Below are 17,802 nucleotides of genomic sequence, written 5' to 3'. Positions count from 1 at the left end.
AACAAAGGAGACGCAATGACACGCCACATCGGCATCGTGGCCTGCTCCGCCGAAGGAGCAGCCCTCTGCTATCGCACCCTCTGCGCCGAGGGCGCCGCCCGGCTCGGTCCGCATGCCCACCCCGAAGTCTCGCTGCACTCGCATTCGCTGGCGGACTACGTGCGCTGCCTCGACGCCGGCGACATGCAGGGCGTGGCCGAGCTGATGCTGTCGTCGGCGCAGAAGCTGGCGCGCGCCGGGGCGGACTTCCTCGTCTGCCCCGACAACACCATCCACCAGGCGCTGCCGCTGGCGCTGCCCCGCTCGCCCCTGCCCTGGCTGCATATCGCCGAGGAAGTCGCCGCCCAGGCCTCCGGCCGGGGCCATCGCCGGCTCGGCCTGATGGGCACGCGCTGGCTGGTCGACAGCAGCGTCTATCCGCACGCGCTGCGCGCCCGCGGGCTGGACTTCCTCCGCCCCGACCAGGCCGACCGCGACCGGGTCGCGCGCATCATCATGGACGAACTCGTCTACGGCCGCTTCGAGCCCGACTCGGTACGGGCGCTGCAGGCGGTGGCCCGGCGGCTGGCCAACGCCGGCTGCGACGCCGTGGTGCTGGGCTGCACCGAGCTGCCGCTGGTGTTGGACGAGGCCGGCTGCGGGCTGCCCGTGCTGGATTCCACCCGCATCCTGGCCCGCGCGGCGCTGGCGCGGGCGGCCGGTCAGAGCTGATCCAGTCCGTGCCGGCGCAGCCGCTCCAGGTCCAGCACCCGGATCTGGTTGTAGGCCAGCGCCAGCATGCCCTGGTCGGCCAGCGACTGCAGGGCCTGGTTCACGCGCTGGCGCGACAGGCCGGTGAGATAGCCCAGCTCCTCCTGCGAAATGGGCAGGGCGAGGTCGGTGGACGGATAAAGATTGGGGTTGAACAACTGCGCCAGCGATTGCGCCACCCGCGCATCGGGGTCGAGCAGCCGGTGATTCTGGATAGAGGCGATGAACTCGCCCATGCGATTGTTGAGCTGGTCGATGACGAAGCGCGAGAACGGCAGGCTGGAGGCCAGCAGCTCGTGAAAAGTGTGCGCGGGCACCTGCATGACCAGCGAAGGCTGGATGGCCACCACATCGTACTTGCGCAGCTCGCGCTTGATGACGCTGCCCTCGCCGAACCAGCCGCCGGGCGGCACGCCCGAGAAGGTGCAGCTGCGGCCGGACTCGTTGTAGATCGCCAGCTTGAGCAGGCCGGTGTGCACGCCCAGCCAGAAATCCGCGGGCGCGTTGCGCCGGGCCACACAGGCGCCGTCGGGCACCCGCTCGGCGCGCGCCGCGCCCAGCACCAGCGCCTGGTGCGCCGGCGCCAGGGCCCGGAACCAGGCACAGGCGCGGAAAAGCGCCTCCCGTTCCGCCGGGGAAACGATGTTTGAAACGTCGGACATGCTGAGATCCGTGTAAAACTCGGGATTGCCGAAGCGTAAAAGCGTCTGTCATGCAGGCGACAGACTGCATTTTCGACGCCTGGTTAAGCTAGGGCAATCGGCCCGGATCAAACGATCTGCCCAGATCAAACAAGTCCGGCACAGCAATAAGGGGCGCCGCAGCGCCCCGCAGGAGACAACGCATGAGCGGCATGTTCGAACATGGCCTGGCGCGCCGCGAGGCCAACTACCAAGCTCTCACCCCGGTGGATTTCATCGCCCGCGCGGCCGAGGTCTACGGCCACCGGCTGGCCGTGGTCCATGGCCGGGTGCGCCGGACCTGGGGCCAGACCTACGAACGCGCGCAACGCCTGGCCAGCGCGCTGGAGCGCGCCGGCATCGGGCGCGGCGACACCGTCGCCGTCATGCTGCCCAACATTCCGGCCATGATCGAAGCCCATTTCGGCGTGCCCATGCTGGGTGCGGTGCTCAACACCCTCAACACCCGCCTGGACACGGCCAGCGTGCTCTTCATGCTGGGCCACGGCGAGGCCCGCGCCCTCATCATCGACACCGAATACGCCGAGATCGCCCAGCGCGCCCGCGCCGAGTTTCCCCAGATCAAGCTGATCTCGGTGCACGATCTGGACGGCGCGCCGGCCGCCCTGCCCGGCGCCGTCGATTACGAGGAATTCCTGGCCGCGGCCGATGCCCGCTACGACTGGCAGCCTCCGCCCGACGAATGGGACGCCATCGCCCTGAACTACACCTCCGGCACGACGGGCGATCCCAAAGGCGTGGTCTACCACTACCGGGGCGCCTATCTCAACGCGCTGTCCAACATCCTCGAATGGGACATGCCCAAGCACCCGGTGTATCTCTGGACCCTGCCGCTCTTTCACTGCAACGGCTGGTGTTTCGCCTGGACCGTCGCGGCGCGCGCCGGTGTCAACGTGTGCCTGCGCAAGTTCGACCCGCAGACCGTCTTCGACCTGATCCGCGCCGAGGGCGTCACCCATTACTGCGGCGCACCCATCGTGCAGAGCGCCCTGGCCAACGCGCCCGCCGCCCTGCGCGAGGGCATCGCGCATACGGTGCGCACCATGGTCGCCGGCGCCGCGCCCGCGCCGTCGGTCATCGCCAAGATGCGCGAAATCGGCTTCGAGCTGACGCACGTGTACGGCCTCACCGAAGTCTACGGGCCGGCCGCCGTCTGCGCGCGGCAGGAATCCTGGGACGCGCTGGACGACGAGCGCCGCGTCCTGCTTACCGCGCGCCAAGGCGTGCGCTATCACCTGCAGGCCGGCGTCTCGGTGCGCCACCCCGACACCATGGAGCCCGTGCCGGCCGACGAACAGACCGTGGGCGAGATCATGTTCCGCGGCAATATCTGCATGAAGGGCTATCTGAAGAACGAGCGCGCCACCGAGGAAGCCTTGCGCGGCGGGTGGTTCCACACCGGCGACCTGGGCGTCATGACCGCCGACGGCTACGTGCGCATCAAGGACCGCAGCAAGGACATCATCATTTCCGGCGGCGAGAACATCTCCAGCATCGAGGTCGAGGACGCGCTGTACCGGCACCCGGCCGTGGCCGCCGTGGCGGTGGTGGCCATGCCCGACCCCAAGTGGGGCGAAACGCCCTGCGCCTTCGTGGAACTCAAGCCCGGCTGCGCCGCCACGCAGGAGGAGATCATCGCCCACTGCAAGCTGCTGCTGCCTGGCTTCAAGGTGCCGCGCGCGGTACGCTTTGGCGAACTGCCCAAGACCTCCACCGGCAAGATCCAGAAGTTCGAGCTGCGCGCCGCGGTGGGCGCCACGCGGGCCATCGACCTGGCCGACCCCAAGCGGCCCGCCTGAGCCCCAACCCGTTTTTTCCAGGAGCCATTACGCCATGCCGTACCAAGCCCCCGTCAAGGACATGCTGTTTGTGCTGAACCACCTGGCGGGCCTGCCGCAGGTGGCCGCCCTGCCCGGCTTCGAGGACGCCACCGCCGACACCGTGCGGGCCGTGCTGGACGAGTCCGCGCATTTCGCCGCCGACGTGCTGGCGCCCCTGAACCAGACCGCCGACCGCGACCCCGGCGGCTGGCGCGACGGCGAGGTCAGCACCGCGGCCGGCTTCAAGCAGGCTTTCCGCCTGTACGCCGAATCCGGCTGGCAGGGCATGAACCATCCCGCCGAATACGGCGGCCAGGGCCTGCCGGGCCTGCTGGGCGCGGCCTGCGCCGAAATGCTCAATTCGGCCAACCTGTCCTTCGCGCTCTGCCCGCTGCTGACCAACGGCGCCATCGAAGCGCTGCTCACCGCGGGCTCGCCGGCATTGCGCCAGCGCTACATCGAGCCCATGATCTCCGGCCGCTGGACCGGCACCATGAACCTGACCGAGCCGCAGGCCGGGTCCGACCTGGCCCTGCTGCGCACCCGCGCCGAACCCGCCGGCGACGGCACCTACCGCATCAGCGGCACCAAGATCTTCATCACCTACGGGGAACACGACCTGGCCGAGAACATCATCCACCTCGTGCTGGCCCGCGTGCCCGGCGCGCCCGAAGGCGTGAAAGGCATCTCGCTCTTCCTGGTGCCGAAGTTCCTGGTCAACGAAGACGGCAGCCTGGGCGAGCGCAACGACGTGCGCTGTGTCTCCATCGAACATAAGCTGGGCATCAAGGCCAGCCCCACCTGCACGCTGCAGTACGGCGACGCGGGCGGCGCGGTGGGCTATATCGTGGGCGAAGAAAACCGCGGGCTGGACGCCATGTTCATCATGATGAACGCCGCCCGCTTCGCCGTGGGCATGCAGGGCGTGGCTGTGGCCGAGCGCGCCCACCAGCACGCGCTGGCCTATGCCGCCGAACGGGTGCAGAGCCGCCCGGTGGACGGCTCCTCGCGCGAGGCCGTGCCCATCATCCGCCACCCCGACGTGCGCCGCATGCTGGGCACCATGCGCGCCCTCACCGAAGCCGGGCGCGCCCTGGGCTACTACACGGCCGGCCACGCCGACCTGGCCCACGCCAGCCCAGATCCGGAGGCGCGCAAGCGCCACCGCGCGGTGCAGGAATTCCTGGTTCCCATCGTCAAGGGCTGGTGCACCGAGATGTCCGTCGAGGTCGCCAGCCTGGGCGTGCAGGTGCATGGCGGCATGGGCTACATCGAGGAAACCGGCGCGGCCCAGTACTACCGCGATGCGCGCATCCTGCCCATCTACGAAGGCACCACGGCCATCCAGGCCAACGACCTGGTGGGGCGCAAGACGCTGCGCGACGGCGGCGCGACGGCGCGCTGGCTGCTGGACGAAATCGCCAAGACCGAGCACGACCTGCAGGCCCGCGCCGAACCGCAGGCCAGGCGCATGCTGGCTCCGCTGCGCCAGGCGCGCGAGGCGCTGGCCAGCGCCGTCGGCTTCGTGCTGGAGCACGCCGCCTCCGCCCCCAATGCCGTGTTCGGCGCGGCCGTGCCCTATCTGCTGCTGGCCGGCACCACGCTGGCCGGCTGGCAGATGGCGCGGGCGCTGCTCGCCAGCCTCGACCTCAAGGCCGAAGATCCGGCATTCCACGAGGCCAAGATCGCCACGGCCCAGTGCTACGCCCTGCACAAGCTGAGCCAGGCGCCCGGCATGGCGGCGGCGGTGCTGGGCTCGGCCGATTACGAGGTCGAGCCCTGAGGCGGGCTCGCGGCGGACCCCGCTTCCGCCGCGAACTCGCGCTCCAGCCAATCCAGGAAGGCCCGCACGGGCGCGTGACGCTCCCGGCCCGGCGCGCACAAGGCCGTATACGCCGCGCCGGGCACGCTCACCTCGGGCCGGTACGGGGCCAGCGCGCCGCCCCGCACGCAGTCCGACACCATCACGGAGCTGGCCAGCACCAGCCCCTGCCCGGCCGTGGCGGCCTGCAGGGCGTAGTGCTCCTCGGCGTAAGGCAGCACCAGGGCCGGCTCGCGCCAGCCCGGCCGGTCCGCCGCCGCGCACCAGTCGCGCCAGCCCTCGTCGTACAGCGCCGAATCGCGCCACCGCACCGTCACCAGCGGCGGCGGGCCGGCGTCCAGCCTGGCCAGCAGCGCCGGCGCGCCATACACGCGGAACACCTCGGGCAGCCGCGCGGCTTCGCGCAGCGCAGGGTAGCGCCGCCGGCTGTAGCGCACGGCCACGTCCACGCTGGCGTCCTGCAGCAGGTCCACCGGCTCGCTGCGCGCGTCCAGGCGCAGGCGGTATTGCGGAAACGCCGCGTAGAAGCGCCCGAGACGAGGCACCAGCCACAGCGCGGCAAAGGAATGCGTAACGGAAACCGTCAGCGCGCCGGCGGCCGGCCTGGGCCGCAACGCGTCCATGGCGCGGGCCACGTCGAGCAGCGCGGCATGCACCGACTGGAACAGGCTCCCGCCTGCCGCGGTCAGTCTCACTCCGCGCGGCACCCGCTCGAACAGCGGCGCGCCCAGGTGTTCTTCCAGGGCGCGCACCTGATGCGACACGGCCGTGGGCGTGACGGCCAGCTCGGCCGCCGCCAGCTTGAAGCTGCGCAGGCGCGCGGCCGCCTCGAACGCGCGCAGGGCGGTGATGGGCATGGCGGCGAACATGGCATGCTCCCTGGGGCACAGCCCCGCTATGGATGAATTGAATTCATCCAGATATAGGAATCGTCGTTTGTGGCGGCCCTGCGGACGCCCTAGAGTTCTCCCTGATGGAAGGCAACCGCCTTTTGCTTCCGAGGAGAGAACCATGAATTCAGGTCATCATACCCAACGGCTGCTCGTGCTGGTGGGCAGTCCGCGGCGCGACGGCAACAGCGCCGCGCTCGCGGTCGCCGCGCTGGAGGGCGCCCGCCAGGCCGGCACGAGCGCCGAACTGCTGTTCCTGGACGACTACCTGAACGGCTTCCTGACGGATCTGCGCCACCGGCCGGCGCCCGACGACCGATATGCCGAGCTGTTCCTGGAGCACTTCCTGCCCGCCGACGGCGTGCTCTTCGCCACGCCCATCTATTGGTATGGCATGTCGGCCCAGACCAAGGCGTTTTTCGACCGCTCGTTCGCCCACTACGCGGGCGATTCCGACGAGGCCGCGCGGGTGCGCCGGCGCATGGCAGGCAAGCGGCTGGGACTGGCGCTGGCTTCCGAGGAAACCTATCCGGGCGCGGCGCTGGGCATCGTGCACCAGTTGCAGGAGTACGCGCGGTACTCGCACTCCGCATTCGTGGGCTACGTGCATGGCGCCGGCAACCTGCGTGGCGAGATTGCCGGCGATCCGCGCCAGCCGCTGCGCGCGGCGCACACCCTGGGCGTCGAATTCTTCGCCCGCAAATATTCCGACTACGCCATCGACACCCCGCGCAGCCACGCCGTGTGGGCGCCGGCCTGAAGGCGCGCCTTCACCTTCAGTCAGGGCCGGAACGGCGCCGGGTCGAGCGGCAGTTCGACCCCGCCGATCTGGGCGCTCAGCAGCGCCGCGCTGCCGCAGGCCAGCGTGAAGCCCAGCGCGCCCTGTCCGATGTTGAGCCAGAGATTGCTCGCCGCGCGGCTGCGCCCGATGAGGGGCTTGCCGGTCGGCGTGGCCGGCCGCAGGCCCGCCCAGGGTATGGCCTGGCGCAAGTCCAGCGCGGGAAAAGCCTCGCTCACCTGGCGCTTGAGCAGCGCCACGCGGGCCGGGTCGATCTCGGCATCGCGGCTGCCGATGTCCACCATGGCGGCGATGCGCAGCACGTTGCCCACGCGCGCATACACGATGCGGCGCTCGTAGTCGGTCACGCTGATGGAAGGCGCGACACGGTCGCCGGCCGCCAGCGGCACGCTCAGGCTGTAGCCCTTGAGCGGATAGAGCGGCACGTCTTCGCCCAGGGGCTCGAGCAGCGCGCGGGTGCCGATGCCGGTGGCCAGCACCACGGCGTCGGCCGCGATGTCGCCCTGGCGCGTGTCGACGGCGACGATGCGCCCGCCCTCGCGGCGCAGACCCGACACCGGATTGGACATGACGCATTCGGCGTTGCCCAGCGTGCCGAGGCGTTCGAACAGCGCCTCGGTGAACTGGCGGCAATCGCCCGCCTCTTCGCTGGGCGTATAGATGGCGCCGGCCAGGCTGCCGCCCATGCCGGCCAGGGCGGGCTCCAGCGCCAGGGTCTCGTCGGCGTCCAGCACGCGCTGCTCGGCGCCGTGCTCGGCCTGGTAGGCCACCAGCGCGCGCGCCTTCTCCAGCAGCGGGGGGCTGCGATAGGCGATCAGCTTGCCGTTCGTGAGATGGCCGAAATCCAGGTCTTCCTGCTCGAGCAGGCGATGCATGACGTCGCGGCTCAGATAGGAAAGCGTCAGCATCTCGGCGGTGGAGGCGCGGGCCACCGAAGCGCGGCAGGCCAGCGCGAACTGCAGGCACCAGCGCCATTGATGAGGATCGAGCCGGGGACGGAAACGCAGCGGGGAATCGTCGCGCAGCAGCCAGCCGGGCACGCTGGAGAGCACGCCGGGGCCGGCCAGGGGCGCCACGTAGCTGTAGCTTAGCTGGCCGCCGTTGGCGTAGCTGGAGACTTCGGCGGGCCGCGCCTGGCTGTCCACCAGGATCACGTCGTGGCCCTGGCGCGCCAGGAAATAAGCCGAGGTGACGCCCACCACGCCCGCGCCGATCACGCAAACCCGCATACCGCTCCCGAGAAAAAGCTGAATGTCCCGCCGATTCTGAACCGGGCCGTCCCCCGCGGCAAATAGCAAACTCGCGGGGAGCCATAACAAAACATCATGGGGCGGAGCCCGCCCGCGCCGCACGGCGCGGGCGGAAAAAAGCGGGCATGCCGACGGCGGACTCAGGCCGCGCGGTGCAGCGTGATGATGGCGGCGGCGGTGGGTTCGCGCACCAGGTCGGCCAGGGTGTGGGCGTCCAGGGCCGCGTAGAAAGCCTGCAGCGACCGCGCCAGCGCGCCCGCCAGCAGGCAGGAACCGTCCAGCGCGCAGGGCGGCTGGCGACAGTCGACCAGCGGCCCCTGCCCTTCGAGCTCGCGCACGATCTCGCCCAGCCGGTATTCGCCGGCCGGACGCGCCAGCGCCAGCCCGCCGCCCTTGCCCCGCGCGGTGCGCACCCAACCCCGCCGCGCCATGAAATGCACCACCTTGACCAGGTGGTTGCGCGACACGCCGAACCGCTCCGAAATCTCCGGAATCGTCACCGGCGCGGGGCGGTCGCGGCATTGCGTGAGATACATCAACACGCGCAGGCCGAAGTCGGTAAAGCGGGTCAGTTGCATGGCAGTGTCACGATGCGAAACGGCGGGGCGCCAGCATACACCGCTCAGGCCGGCACGCCGCCCGTGCCGAAGGCCTCGGCATGGATGCGCGAGGCGGGCACGCCCAGTTCCAGCAAGGCTTCGCGCTGGGCGCGCATGAAGCCGGCCGGACCGCACAGATAATAATCCGCGTCCGGCAGGATGGCTTCGTCGCGGATGGCGCGCAGGTCGACGCGGCCCTGGTGGTCGTAGTCGCGGCCGCGCTGGTCGCCGTGGCCCACTTCTTCGTAGAACACCGTCTTGCGCACGTTGGCGCGCGACGCGGCCACTTCGTTGACGTGCTCCTTCATGGCGTGCACCGAAGCATTGCGACAGCCGTGCACGAAGCGGATCTGGCGGTCGTCGTCGTTGCGCACGAGGTGGTTCAGGATGGACAGCATGGGGGTCACGCCCACGCCGCCGCTCAGCAGCACCACCGGACGCTTGTCGTCTTCGCGCAGGTAGAAATCGCCCTGCGGCGGCGCCACGTCCAGCACGCTGCCCTCCTCGAAACGGTCATGCAGGGTGTTGGAAACCATGCCGGCCGGCGTGGCATCCGTGGCGGCCTCGCGCTTGACGGAAATGCGCAGGCGCCCCTGGCCCGGCGCGTCCGACAGCGTGTACTGCCGAGGCTGCATCAGGCCCAGCTCGGGCACGTAGACGCGCACCGAGACGTACTGGCCGGGACGGTATTCCGGCACCGGGCCGCCGTCGGCGGGCGCCAGATAGAAAGACGTGATCTCGGCGCTTTCGCGCTGCTTGCCCGCCACGCGGAAAGCCCGCCAGCCGGTCCAGCCGCCCGGGCGGGCGGCCGCTTCGGCATACAGCTCCGATTCCATTTTCACCAGCACGTCGGCGAGCTGGCCGTAGGCGGCCGCCCAGGCGCCGATGAGCTCGTCCGTGGCCGCTTCCGCGCCCAGCACTTCGCGGATGGACGCCAGCAGGTGCTTGCCCACGATGGCGTAGTGTTCGGCCCGGATGCCCAGGCTCACGTGCTTGTGGGCGATGCGTTCCAGCACCGGCAGCAGCACGGAGGGATCGTCGATGTGCTCGGCATACGCCGTCACGGCGCCGGCCAGCGCGTGCTGCTGCTGGCCGCCGGCCTGGTGGCCCTGGTTGAAGATCTGGCGCAGTTCCGGGTTGTGGCGGAACATGCGGGCATAGAAATGGCGGGTGAGATCGACGCCGTGGGTTTTCAGGACGGGCGCGGTGGCCTTCACCAGCGCACGGACTTCAGGGCTCAACATCTACGACTCCTGGCTTGCCGCGGCAATGCGGCGTTAAAAGATGTGCGAATAATACATGTTTAAAAAGCGGCGCGCAAAACGGCCGGGCGCCGCGGTTTAAACTTGGCGTTCCGCCGCAACATCTCATCAGAAAGGTTCACCCATGAGCACCGCTACGCTCAAGACGCGTCTGTCCGACTCCGTAAAGGACGCGATGCGCGCCAAGGCCTCCGAGCGCCTGGCCACGCTGCGCTTCCTGCTGGCCGCGGTCAAGCAGAAGGAGGTCGACGAGCGCCGCGACCTGACCGACGCCGAGATCACCGCCATCATCGAAAAACAGGTCAAGCAGCGGCGCGAATCCATCGCCGCCTTCGAGCAGGCGGGCCGCGCCGAAACCGCCGCGCAGGAAAAGGCCGAGCTGGCCGTGCTGCAGGAGTTCCTGCCGCAGGCCGCGACCCCGGAAGAAGTGGATGCCGCCATCGACGCCGCCCTGGCCGCAGTGGCCGCGCAAGGCGTCACCGGCGCGCCCGCCATGGGCAAGGTGATGGCCATCCTGAAGCAGTCGCTGGCCGGCCGCGCCGACATGAGCGCCCTGTCGCAGCAGGTGAAGTCGAGGCTGTAGCCGGGGCTGGCAGGCCGCATGCGAGGCCGGCCTAGAACGCCCCGCCGAAAAGATCGTACTGGCGCGACTGCTCGGCGGAATCGGAAAAATTGCTCATCCCGACGCCGGCCAGCCGATACAGGGTGTGGGGCGGCAAGTCCACCCGCTCGCACAGCATGCGGGCCACCGCCGCCAGCTCTTCGGACGAGGCCGGCGGCCGCGCGCTGGTCTGGCTGCGGGTCAGAATGCGGAAGCGGTCGGTCTTGAGCTTGAGCACCACCGTGCGGCCCAGTGCTCCTTTCCGGCGCGCCTGGGCCCAGACCTTTTCCGCCATGCGGTCGATGGCCTCGCCCAGCGCGTCCAGCCGCAGGTCTTCCGAGAACGTCGTTTCGGCCGATACCTGCTGCAGCGGCTGGTCGGCCTGCACCTCGCGCTCGTCGATGCCGCGCGCCAGCTCATACAGCCGCAGGCCGTGGCGGCCGAAATAATGCTCCAGCTCGGCCGCGCCCAGCATGGCCAGATCGCCCACCGTACGCACGCCCAGCTCCTGCAGCCGCGCCTGCGTCACCTTGCCCACGCCCGGCACCTTGCGCACCGGCAGCGGCTGCAGGAACTCCCGCACCCGCGTGGGCCGGATGACGAACAGCCCGTCAGGCTTGTTCCAGTCGGAGGCGATCTTGGCCAGGAACTTGTTGGGCGCCACGCCCGCCGAGGCGGTCAGCCCGGTTTCTTCGCGGATCTGGCGGCGGATGGCCTGGGCCACTTCCGTGGCCGACGGCAGTCCGCCCTTGTTCTCGGTGACGTCCAGGTAGGCCTCATCCAGCGACAGGGGCTCGATCAGGTCGGTATGGCGCGAGAAGATCTCGCGCACCTGGCGCGACACCTCGCGGTAGCGGTTGAAATCGGGCGGCACGTAGATGGCGTGCGGACAGAGGCGCTGCGCGCGGGCCGCCGCCATGGCCGAATGCACGCCGTAGCGCCGCGCCTCGTACGAGGCGGCGCACACCACGGAGCGCGGGCCGGTCCATGCCACCACCACGGGCTTGCCGCGCAGCTCGGGATTGTCGCGCTGCTCCACCGACGCGTAGAACGCGTCCATGTCGATGTGCACGATCTTGCGCTGGAATTGCATGGGATGAAAAAAGCGGAATGGCCGGGCCGGCGAGGGTGCGCAAAAGCGATATTATGACCGGCCGCCGCGCGCGCCGCGCGCCGGCCCCGTGTCCAACCCTGCTCCCGACGTTTCCATGACCGCTAGCGCCCCGCAAGACTATTTCGGCCTGACCATTCCCTTCATGAGCTACATCGGCCTGGTGCCGGAAAGCATTGCCCCGGGCCACGCCCGCGCCTTCCTGCCCTGGCGCCAGGAACTCACCAACAGCCGAGGCGACGTGCACGGCGGCACGCTCATGAGCGTGCTGGACTTCGTGCTCAGCGCGGCCGCCCGCGGCTCGGCCGACGCCGCCGAGGGCATGGCCACCATCGACATGAACACCACCTTCCTGTCGCCCGGCACGGGCGACCTTACCGTCGAGGCGCGCTGCCTGCGCCGGGGCGCCTCCATCGCCTTCTGCGAAGGCGACATACGCCGCGCCGACGGCGAACTGGTGGCGCGCGCCACGGCCACGTTCAAGATCATCAAGCGCCGCCCGGGCGGCGACTGAGCGCGGCCCGCCCTATCTGGGCAGGTCCCTCGATGGCTTGACCGGCTTGGGGTCCAGCGGCATGTACGAGGAGCACGAGGTCAGGCCGTAGACGATGGCGTCGCTCATGGCCCGCACCGCCGCGGCGTCCCAGGTGCCCTTGCCCCACATCACGATGCGCACGGCCGTTTTCCCCGGCCCGGCGCCCTTCACATCCACCAGCGCCATTTCGTTGTCGCTGTACGGGGCCAGCACGCGCACGGTGCCCGCCTGCGAGGCAGTGTCGAGCCGGCCCGACACGCGGTAGGCGTTGTCGGTGCTGCGCAGGCAGGCGTTGGCCTGCCGCACGGCGGTGTCATACGCGTCTTTGTAATCCACCGGCGCGGTGAATTCGGCGCGCGGCGAATGGCTGTCTTGCGAAATGCCGATGGAGCAGCCCGCCAGCCCCAGGGCCAGCGCCGAGGCCGCGACCAGATTTCTATACATGAGGAATCTCCAGATTGCCAGGCGGAATTATCACGCATAACCGTCTTCGCGCACGCGCGGCCCGCCCCGCAGGGCCCCGGGCGGCCGGTTCGACACCGCGTCGGCGGGTGTGGCATCATCGCCAGGGCATACGCCGCGCCGGCGGCGCCGTTCACGCAGCAAACCGGAGGCTCCCCTTGTTCTCTTTCATGAAACGCACCGTGCTGGCCGCCAGCATCCTGGGCATCTCGCTCGGCGCGGACGCAGCCCAGCCGCCGCAGGTCTACCCCCTCAAAGACTTCTTCCGCAATCCCGAACGCGGGTTCTTCCGCCTGGCCGACGACGGCAAGACGCTGGGGTTCATGCAGCCCGCCAGCGTGGATGGCCAGCCCGCCCGCATGAACATCTACGTCCAGCCGCTCGAAGGCAGCAAGCCGGTGGGCGAACCGCGCCGCCTTACCGCCGAAACCGCGCGCGACATCAGCAATTTCTTCTGGAAAGGCTCCGACGTGGTGCTCTACCAGAAGGATTTCGGCGGCGACGAGAATTTCCACGTGCTGGCCGTCAATGCCAAGACCGGCCAGATCACCGACCTCACGCCCTATGACGGCGTGCGCGCCGGCATCGAAGACGACCTGGAAGACGATCCCGACCACGTCCTCATCAGCCACAACCGCCGCGACCCCCAGGTCTTCGACGTCTACCGCGTCAATGTGCACACCGGACAGTCGGTGCTGGTGGCGCAGAACCCGGGCAACGTCGTGGGCTGGCAGACCGACCACGCCGGCAAGGTGCGCGCCGCCATCACCAGCGACGGCCTGAACACCACCCTGCTCTACCGGGACGACGAAAACGCCGAGTTCCGGCCACTCATCACCACCGACTACCGCAGCAGCGTCAGCCCCACGTTCTTCACATTCGACAACCGCAAGTTCTACGCGCTGAGCAACCGCGGACGCGACAAGCTCGCGCTGGTGGTGATCGACCCGGCGCTGCCGGACATCGAGGAAGAAATCTACAAGACCGACGAAGTGGACCTGGACGGCGCGGCGTTCTCTCGCAAGCGCCAGGTGCTCACCCTGGCCGCCTACCAGACCGACAAGCCGCAGTACAAGTTCTTCGACGCGCAGACCGAGCAGCTCTTTGCGCGGCTCCGGCAGAAGCTGCCCGGCTACGATCTCGCCATTCAGGGCTCCAACCGCAACGAAGACAAGTTCATCGTGGCGGCCTACAACGACCGCACGCCCGGCTCGCGCTATATCTACGACAGCGGCGCCGACACGCTGGGCAAGCTGGCCGACATCAATCCCGCGATTCCCGAGTCGGCCATGTCGGAAGTGCGCCCCATCAGTTACCGTAGCCGCGACGGCCTCACCATCCATGGCTACCTGACCCTGCCCGCCGGCCGTGAGCCGCGCAACCTGGCCTGCGTGGTCAATCCGCACGGCGGCCCGTGGGCGCGCGACGGCTGGGGCTACAACCCCGAGGTGCAGTTCCTCGCCAACCGCGGCTTCTGCGTGCTGCAGATGAACTTCCGCGGCTCCACCGGCTACGGCCGCCAGTTCTGGGAAGCGGGCTTCGGCCAGTGGGGCCTGAAAATGCAGGACGACATCACCGACGGCGTGAAATGGCTGGTCGAGCAGGGCATCGCCGACCCCAAGCGCATCGGCATCTACGGCGGCAGCTACGGCGGCTACGCCACGCTGGCGGGCGTGACCTTCACGCCCGACCTGTACGCAGCGGCGGTGGACTACGTGGGCGTGTCGAACCTGTTCACGTTCATGAACACCATTCCGCCTTACTGGAAGCCCCTGCTTGCCAAGATGCACGACATGGTGGGCGATCCCGAACGCGACAAGGCGCGGCTGGCGGCCACCTCTCCGGCGCTGCACGCCGACCGCATCGAGACGCCGCTTTTCATCGCCCAGGGCGCCAAGGATCCGCGCGTCAACAAAGACGAAAGCGACCAGGTGGTCAAGGCGCTGCGCGCGCGCGGGGTGGAGGTGGAATACATGGTCAAGGACAACGAAGGCCACGGCTTCCACAACGACGAGAACAAGTTCGAGTTCTACGAGGCCATGGAAAAGTTCCTGACCACCCACCTCAAGCCGTAGTCCCCGAAGGGCTCTCGGCCGCCAGCGCGGCGGCCAGCGGCGCGTGGGCGGCCGGCGCGATCTCCCCCTCGAACCGCGCCAGTCCGGCGCCGCAGCCCTTCCACGCCATTTCCACGCGATCGCGGCCCAGGCGCTTGGCCTGGTAGAGGGCCGCGTCGGCGTTGGCCAGGATGACGTCGGCCGTATCGCCCGGCTGGTACGAGGCCAGGCCGCCGCTGGCGGTCATGGGCACCTCGATGCCCTGCAGGTAGAACGGCGCGTCGCGCAGCGCATCGCACACGCGCTGTGCGTGCACCAGGGCCCGCGCCGGCTCGCAGTCGTACATCAGCAGCACGAACTCTTCGCCGCCGAGCCGGCCGAAACGATCGCTCGCGCGCACCGCCCGCTGCACCACCCGCGCGAAATGGCGCAGGGCCGCGTCCCCGGCCGCGTGTCCGTAGCGGTCGTTGATGGATTTGAAGTGATCGATGTCGAGCACCAGCACGGCCAGCTTGCCCTCGCCCCGGGCGCAGCGCCGCAGCTCGCGCCCCAGCTCGTCCAGTATGCTGCCCCGCGTATACGCCTGCGTCAGCGTGTCGAAGGTCAGCGCCGCCTGCATGCGCTCCGACATCCGCGTCTGCAGGAGCAGCAGCAGCGCCAGGAACAGGGCCGGCACGGTCACCGACCCGCACACGATGAAAAACAGCCCCCAGGGCGTTGGCTGCTCCAGCGGCCCCGGCGCCTGCAAGCCGCTGCCGTAGACCACCACGCGCAGGAAATGCAGCGCGGCCAGGCCGAATACGGAAATGAGCAGATAAGGCACCACGCCGCGCGTCTGGATCTGGTGGCGCTGCAGCCGTATCAGCGCGCCCGTGGCCGTCATCGCCGCACAGGTGTACGAGGAATACAGCACGATGCGCCCGGCCAGGTGCCCCGCCTCCATGCCCAGCAGGCCGATGCCGGCCAGGCAGCCGCCCGCCAGGGCGAAAATGCGGACGAACCACGGGCGCAGGCCGAAGAACTGCCGCAGCCCCGCGTGCACCAGCCCCATGGAGAACAGCCAGCTCGCGTCGGCCACCGCCATACAGGCCGCCTGCGCGCCGACCCCGGCGCAGGCGCTGGCCAGCAGCGACAGCACCGCCAGCACGTTGGCGGCGGCGAAGGCGCGCGCGCCGGCCAGGCCGCGCACGCAGAACGGCAGCAGCAACGGCACGGCCAGTGCGGTGGCCAGGGCCCACACCAGGAAGAATAAAGAAGTCGTCATGTCATCACGGCAGGCATCTTGGCGGGCGCCTGGCCGCTCGGAACTGCTGTTGCACCGGGTTCATGGGACGCCTGCGCGGCAGGGCAGCCCGCGCAGGCGTCATGCCGGCCTGGCCGGCATGACTCGCGTTACAGGCACGCACGCTTGACTCTTTTTGTTACTTGCGCGACGGACCGTGGAACGCGTTTCTCCTGCCCCGCCGCGGCCCTCGCCGGCACAATGGCGCGAGCACGGCACGAAGAATACGACAAGCCATGGCCCGCCGGAATCCTCTTTGCAGTAATTGACAGTCGATTTGCGAGAAAACCCCTACAGTTTGCCGCCTGCCGGCATGCGGCGGCGGTCCTGGCGGGCCGCCGCCGGCGCCTCCCGCCCGATTCCGACGCCCTGCCCCTCCATGCTCAACCTGCCCATACGCCTGCTGCTCGCGGCCCTCCTGCTCGCCGCCTTCCTGGCGCTGACCGCCTGAGACGCTCAGGCGCGCCGGCGCTCCACATCCGGCAGCAGCGCGGCCACGATGCCCAGCAGCGGCAGATAGGCGCAGACCTGGTAGACATAGGCGATGCTGGTGGCGTCGGCCAGCTTGCCCAGCGCAGCGGCTCCCACCCCGCCCATGCCGAACGCAAAGCCGAAGAACAGGCCGGCGATCATTCCCACCTTGCCCGGCACCAGCTCCTGCGCGTACACCACGATGGCGGAGAAGGCCGAGGCCAGCACCACCCCGATGATCACCGCCAGCACGCCGGTCCAGAACAGGTCGGCGTGGGGCAGCAGCAGTGTGAACGGCGCCACGCCCAGAATCGACACCCAGATCACGATCTTGCGGCCCACGCGGTCGCCCACCGGGCCGCCCACCACCGTGCCCACGGCCACCGCCGCCAGGAAAATGAACAGGTAGATCTGCGCCTGCTGCACGGTCAGCCCGAAACGGCCGATGAGGTAGAACGTGAAATAGCTGTTCAGGCTCGCCAGGTAGAAGTACTTGGAGAAAACCAGCACTCCGAGCACCGCCAGCGCGCCCAGCACCTGCCCGCGCGACAGGCCATGTCCGGCGGCCGCGCCGGCGCGCCGCGCCCGGGGTTTGAGCCGCTCGCGGTTGCGGCCGTACCAGCGCCCGATGCCCACCAGCACCACCATGCCGAACAGGGCCGCCAGGGAGAACCAGGCCACGCTGCCCTGCCCGTGCGGAATGATGAACAACGCCGCCAGCAGCGGCCCCAGGGCCGAGCCCACGTTCCCGCCGACCTGAAAGAGCGATTGCGCCAGGCCGTGGCGGCCGCCCGAAGCCATGCGCGCCACCCGCGAGGACTCGGGGTGGAACACCGACGAGCCCGTGCCCACCAGCACCGCCGCCAGCAACAGCCAGCCGAAGGACGGCGCCAGGGAAAGCGTCAGCAGGCCCACCAGCGTGAAGCCCATGCCCACCGGCAGCGAATAGGGCTTGGGGTTGCGGTCGGTATAGAACCCGATGAACGGCTGCAGCAGCGAGGCGGCGAGCTGGTAAACCAGCGTGATCAGGCCGATCTGCGCGAACGACAGCCCGAACGATCCCTTGAGCATCGGATAGATGGCCAGCAGGATGGACTGGATCATGTCGTTCATCATGTGCGCCACGCTGATCGCTCCCAGCACCTTGAAGGCGGTGGAAGAGTCGGCGTCCGGAGCCGGCGCGGTCGCCGGGGCGCGGCCATCGGGGGCCAGGGCGGGATTCTGGGCGGAATTCATGACGGGGGAACGGAGGAGTCCTGATAAGAGAAAACCTGCCTCACAGTGTAGGAAGATGCCCCTGGGCCGATCTGACATATTTCGTCGGGAAAGTGACAGACATGCCCAATAGCGCCTATGCTGCGGGCTCAGGCCATCCTACGGAAGTGACACTGTG

At 69.3% G+C, this 17,802-nt stretch carries 17 protein-coding genes; 8 read left to right on the top strand and 9 right to left on the bottom strand.

The window, feature by feature from the left end; genetic code table 11:
• Positions 1–15 precede the first annotated feature (15 nt).
• Positions 16–711 carry an aspartate/glutamate racemase family protein gene (locus NGJ44_RS12100; RefSeq protein WP_251864052.1) on the top strand — a complete coding sequence of 232 codons (696 nt, stop codon included), beginning with the start codon at positions 16–18 and terminating at the stop codon, positions 709–711.
• Here NGJ44_RS12100 and NGJ44_RS12095 read toward each other — a convergent pair.
• Positions 702–1,412, bottom strand: a complete 711-nt coding sequence (locus tag NGJ44_RS12095; RefSeq protein WP_053245498.1) for a Crp/Fnr family transcriptional regulator — start codon at positions 1,410–1,412, stop codon at positions 702–704. The genes NGJ44_RS12100 and NGJ44_RS12095 overlap by 10 nt on opposite strands.
• A 182-nt stretch (positions 1,413–1,594) precedes the next feature.
• Here NGJ44_RS12095 and NGJ44_RS12090 point away from each other — a divergent pair, with 182 nt between their 5' ends.
• Positions 1,595–3,250, top strand: coding sequence for an acyl-CoA synthetase (locus NGJ44_RS12090; RefSeq protein WP_251864051.1), 1,656 nt, complete (start codon positions 1,595–1,597; stop codon positions 3,248–3,250).
• 34 nt (positions 3,251–3,284) lie between these two features.
• Entirely contained in the window at positions 3,285–5,054 is a 1,770-nt protein-coding gene (locus NGJ44_RS12085) for an acyl-CoA dehydrogenase (protein WP_251864050.1), read from the top strand.
• Here NGJ44_RS12085 and NGJ44_RS12080 read toward each other — a convergent pair.
• Complete coding sequence (locus NGJ44_RS12080; protein WP_251864049.1) at positions 5,036–5,962, bottom strand: LysR substrate-binding domain-containing protein; 927 nt, start codon at positions 5,960–5,962, stop codon at positions 5,036–5,038. The genes NGJ44_RS12085 and NGJ44_RS12080 overlap by 19 nt on opposite strands.
• A gap of 142 nt (positions 5,963–6,104) precedes the next feature.
• Between NGJ44_RS12080 and NGJ44_RS12075 the strand changes: the two genes are divergently transcribed.
• Complete coding sequence (locus NGJ44_RS12075) at positions 6,105–6,743, top strand: flavodoxin family protein (RefSeq protein ID WP_251864048.1); 639 nt, start codon at positions 6,105–6,107, stop codon at positions 6,741–6,743.
• 20 nt (positions 6,744–6,763) lie between these two features.
• On the opposite strand, the gene NGJ44_RS12070 is transcribed toward NGJ44_RS12075, so the two are convergent.
• From NGJ44_RS12070 to hmpA, 3 genes are all read right to left on the bottom strand, one after another.
• Positions 6,764–8,011 carry a D-amino acid dehydrogenase gene (locus NGJ44_RS12070; RefSeq protein WP_251864047.1) on the bottom strand — a complete coding sequence of 416 codons (1,248 nt, stop codon included), beginning with the start codon at positions 8,009–8,011 and terminating at the stop codon, positions 6,764–6,766.
• A gap of 161 nt (positions 8,012–8,172) precedes the next feature.
• Complete coding sequence (locus NGJ44_RS12065) at positions 8,173–8,610, bottom strand: Rrf2 family transcriptional regulator (protein ID WP_251864046.1); 438 nt, start codon at positions 8,608–8,610, stop codon at positions 8,173–8,175.
• Between the two features lie 44 nt (positions 8,611–8,654).
• The gene (hmpA, locus tag NGJ44_RS12060; protein ID WP_053245495.1) at positions 8,655–9,875 is read right to left on the bottom strand and encodes an NO-inducible flavohemoprotein; all 1,221 of its coding nucleotides are present in this window, start codon (positions 9,873–9,875) and stop codon (positions 8,655–8,657) included.
• A gap of 142 nt (positions 9,876–10,017) precedes the next feature.
• On the opposite strand from hmpA, the gene NGJ44_RS12055 reads away from it, so the two are divergent.
• Complete coding sequence (locus NGJ44_RS12055) at positions 10,018–10,476, top strand: GatB/YqeY domain-containing protein (protein WP_053245494.1); 459 nt, start codon at positions 10,018–10,020, stop codon at positions 10,474–10,476.
• A gap of 31 nt (positions 10,477–10,507) precedes the next feature.
• Here the strand turns inward: NGJ44_RS12055 and dinB are convergent, their stop codons facing one another.
• Complete coding sequence (dinB, locus tag NGJ44_RS12050) at positions 10,508–11,587, bottom strand: DNA polymerase IV (RefSeq protein WP_053245493.1); 1,080 nt, start codon at positions 11,585–11,587, stop codon at positions 10,508–10,510.
• Between the two features lie 115 nt (positions 11,588–11,702).
• Between dinB and NGJ44_RS12045 the strand changes: the two genes are divergently transcribed.
• Positions 11,703–12,119 carry a PaaI family thioesterase gene (locus tag NGJ44_RS12045; RefSeq protein WP_053245492.1) on the top strand — a complete coding sequence of 139 codons (417 nt, stop codon included), beginning with the start codon at positions 11,703–11,705 and terminating at the stop codon, positions 12,117–12,119.
• Between the two features lie 12 nt (positions 12,120–12,131).
• Here NGJ44_RS12045 and NGJ44_RS12040 read toward each other — a convergent pair whose 3' ends face one another.
• Complete coding sequence (locus tag NGJ44_RS12040) at positions 12,132–12,584, bottom strand: BPTD_2524 family lipoprotein (protein WP_053245491.1); 453 nt, start codon at positions 12,582–12,584, stop codon at positions 12,132–12,134.
• A gap of 188 nt (positions 12,585–12,772) precedes the next feature.
• Here NGJ44_RS12040 and NGJ44_RS12035 point away from each other — a divergent pair, with 188 nt between their 5' ends.
• A complete protein-coding gene (locus NGJ44_RS12035) occupies positions 12,773–14,677 on the top strand; it encodes a S9 family peptidase (RefSeq protein WP_369798757.1) in 1,905 nt (634 codons plus the stop codon).
• Here NGJ44_RS12035 and NGJ44_RS12030 read toward each other — a convergent pair.
• A complete protein-coding gene (locus NGJ44_RS12030; protein ID WP_251864045.1) occupies positions 14,667–15,920 on the bottom strand; it encodes a GGDEF domain-containing protein in 1,254 nt (417 codons plus the stop codon). The two genes, NGJ44_RS12035 and NGJ44_RS12030, sit on opposite strands and share 11 nt — an antisense overlap.
• Positions 15,921–16,251: 331 nt before the next feature.
• Between NGJ44_RS12030 and NGJ44_RS12025 the strand changes: the two genes are divergently transcribed.
• On the top strand, positions 16,252–16,389 hold the full coding sequence (locus tag NGJ44_RS12025) for a hypothetical protein (RefSeq protein WP_251864044.1): 138 nt from the start codon (positions 16,252–16,254) through the stop codon (positions 16,387–16,389).
• Between the two features lie 5 nt (positions 16,390–16,394).
• Here the strand turns inward: NGJ44_RS12025 and NGJ44_RS12020 are convergent, their stop codons facing one another.
• Positions 16,395–17,645, bottom strand: coding sequence for an MFS transporter (locus tag NGJ44_RS12020; protein ID WP_053245487.1), 1,251 nt, complete (start codon positions 17,643–17,645; stop codon positions 16,395–16,397).
• Positions 17,646–17,802: the final 157 nt, after the last annotated feature.

Source organism: Achromobacter sp. Marseille-Q4962, assembly GCF_943737005.1.
Classification (GTDB): Bacteria; Pseudomonadota; Gammaproteobacteria; order Burkholderiales; family Burkholderiaceae_B; genus Achromobacter.
This window is presented reverse-complemented; position numbering and strand designations above follow the sequence as displayed.